This is a genomic window from Cryobacterium sp. 10I1 (assembly GCF_035019805.1).
In the GTDB taxonomy this organism is placed as follows: Bacteria; Actinomycetota; Actinomycetes; order Actinomycetales; family Microbacteriaceae; genus Cryobacterium; species Cryobacterium glucosi.
The window spans coordinates 1-2,196 of sequence record NZ_JASJVF010000378.1 but is presented as its reverse complement, the minus strand read 5'-3'; the positions used below and the strand labels follow the sequence as shown (position 1 = coordinate 2,196).

The window sequence follows — 2,196 nt, the reverse complement described above, 5'->3', positions numbered from 1 at the left end:
CGCAAGGGTACCTGTTCTCCCGGCCCGTGGCATCCGCCGACCTTGCCGCGGTGTGCGCGGGGCTGAGCGCCCAGTCGGCCGCGAGCACGAGCAGGATCGCCCCGACCGCGCCAGCAGCCGCGTCATCGAGGCCCCAGCGCACGCGCCGGGCCGGGGGAGAGGCAGGGGCAGCGGGTGTGGCGGGGCTCATGCACTCAAACTATCGTGTCGCCGGTGCGCCCCGCCCGCCTATTCAGGGCGCAACGCGGCCGAGCGCGCGCTCAGCCCCGCGCACACCGCGGCAAGGTCGGCGGATGCCACGGGCCGGGAGAACAGGTACCCTTGCGCGAAGCGGCACGCATTTTCCTCGAGCCAGTCAGCCTGGACATCCGTTTCGACGCCCTCGGCTATGACGCTGCTGCCGAGCCCGCGGGCGAGTCCGAGGATCGATTGCACGAGCGGGGCGTCGTCGGCGGCGCAGCCGATCGCCGAGACGAAGCGGCGGTCGATCTTCAGCACGTTCGCCCGCACCTCGCTCAGCCGCTCGAGGTTCGACGAGCCGGTGCCGAAGTCGTCGATCATGATCGGGATGCCCGACGTCTGTAGCTGGGCCATGTTCGCGTGCACCGCGCCGTACTCCACGACGTAGTCGCTCTCGGTGAGCTCGATCTTGAGCACGCCCGCCGGCAACGCCGCAGCCGTGCACAGCGCGAGCAGCCGGTCGGCGTAGTGCGGGTCGCCGAGTTCGATGCCCGAGGCGTTCACGCTCACGTAGAACGGCGGCGCCCCCGGCTCGACCGGCATCGTCCACGAAGACGCGATCGTCACGGCGGTGTCGACGATCCAGTCGCCCAGGCGCGGCATCGCGCCGCTCGCCTCGCACAGCGGAATGAACTCGACCGGCGAGATCGCGCCCCGGGTCGGGTGCGTCCAGCGCAGCAGCGCCTCGGCGCCGACCGCCCGCCGGGTGCGCAGGTCCACGATCGGCTGGAACACCAGACTGAACTCGCCGTTGGCGATGGCCTGCCCGACCGCGGTCGCGGTCGCGTAGTGCCCGCCATGGACGCGGGTGGTCCCGCGCCCCGCCCGCTTGGCGCTCGAGAGCGCCTCGGTCACCCGCGTGCGGAGCCCGGAGGCCGACTCGCCCGGCTCGTGGCCGGCGATGCCCGCGGAGAAGACATGGACATCCGCCCGCATGGCCTCGACCGCGGCCTCGGCTTGCCAGGTGGTCATGCCCGGCAGCAGGATCGCGAATTCGTCGCCGGCCGTGCGGGCGACAACTGCGCCCGAGTCCGGGCCGCCGAGCCGCGTGCACCGTGCGGCGAAGTCGATGAGAATCGTGTCGCCGTAGGACCGCTGGCGCACCTCGTTGGTGAGGGTGAAGTGGTCGAGGTCCACGAGCACGACCGTCGTCACGTCGCCGGGCGAGGCGCTCCGGACATGATCGTTGAGGATGCGTTTGAAGTAGATCCGGTTGCCGAGCCGGGTCAGGTCGTCGGTCTCCGACTTCAGTGTGCTCGTCACGAGCCAGTGCAGTCCGAAATTCGCGATGATCGCCGCAGGGATGATCAGGAGCAGATCGATGCCGCGCATGCCCGGGTGCACGAACAGCGCGGTCGTGACCAGCACCGTGCCGGCCACGGCGAACGGCAGCGACTGCACGATCGGCAGAAACATATAGGACAGCGCGAGGATCACGAGGATCCACGTGCTCATCGCGAGGGCCGAGGAGGTGGTGTCGGTCAGGTAGACGCTGACGGCGGTGTCGAGCAGTAGGAAGGTGAGCACGATCGTGCGCACGGCCCGGGTGAAAAACCGGCGAAAGAGAATCGACAGCAGCCCTACCGGCAGCGAGACACACGCGATGAGGACGAACAGGCCGGCGTGCGGGGCAACGCTCTCCTCCGGTGTGCCCACGTAGACGAAGAGCACGAGGGATGCGAACGTCGTCAGGCTGCCGAGCAGCAGCCCGGCCACCTTCGGGTTGTCGAACATTCCCGGATGGAACGTGACCATCAGCTCGGCGCGGAAAAATCTCCCCAGAGATTCTCTCCATCGGTGTGTGCGATTCCCCCCTGAATCATCCATCAGCCGGTTATCTGTGGTGGGGCCAGGGCTGGCCCGGTTCCGCACGCGGAAGACGACTCCCGCTGCACCTCGTTGTATGCAAATGTCGCGCCCATGCAGCGAGCCTACCGCCGCCGCTCCCGCCCAAAC

The 2,196-nt window shown here is 69.1% G+C and carries 2 protein-coding genes; both read right to left on the bottom strand.

Going from position 1 to position 2,196, the window contains the following annotated elements; translation table 11 throughout:
* On the bottom strand, positions 1–190 hold a 190-nt coding region (locus tag QN345_RS18200), incomplete at its 3' end, for a hypothetical protein (RefSeq protein WP_323509026.1).
* Positions 191–228: 38 nt separating this feature from the next.
* Positions 229–1,974, bottom strand: a complete 1,746-nt coding sequence (locus QN345_RS18195; RefSeq protein ID WP_322136552.1) for a bifunctional diguanylate cyclase/phosphodiesterase — start codon at positions 1,972–1,974, stop codon at positions 229–231.
* Between the last annotated feature and the right edge of the window lie 222 nt (positions 1,975–2,196).

Bases quoted from the DNA above. Each gene is read 5' to 3' on its own strand.
- QN345_RS18195 (WP_322136552.1), bottom strand. From the start codon at position 1,974: ATGTTCGACAACCCGAAGGTGGCCGGGCTGCTGCTCGGCAGCCTGACG.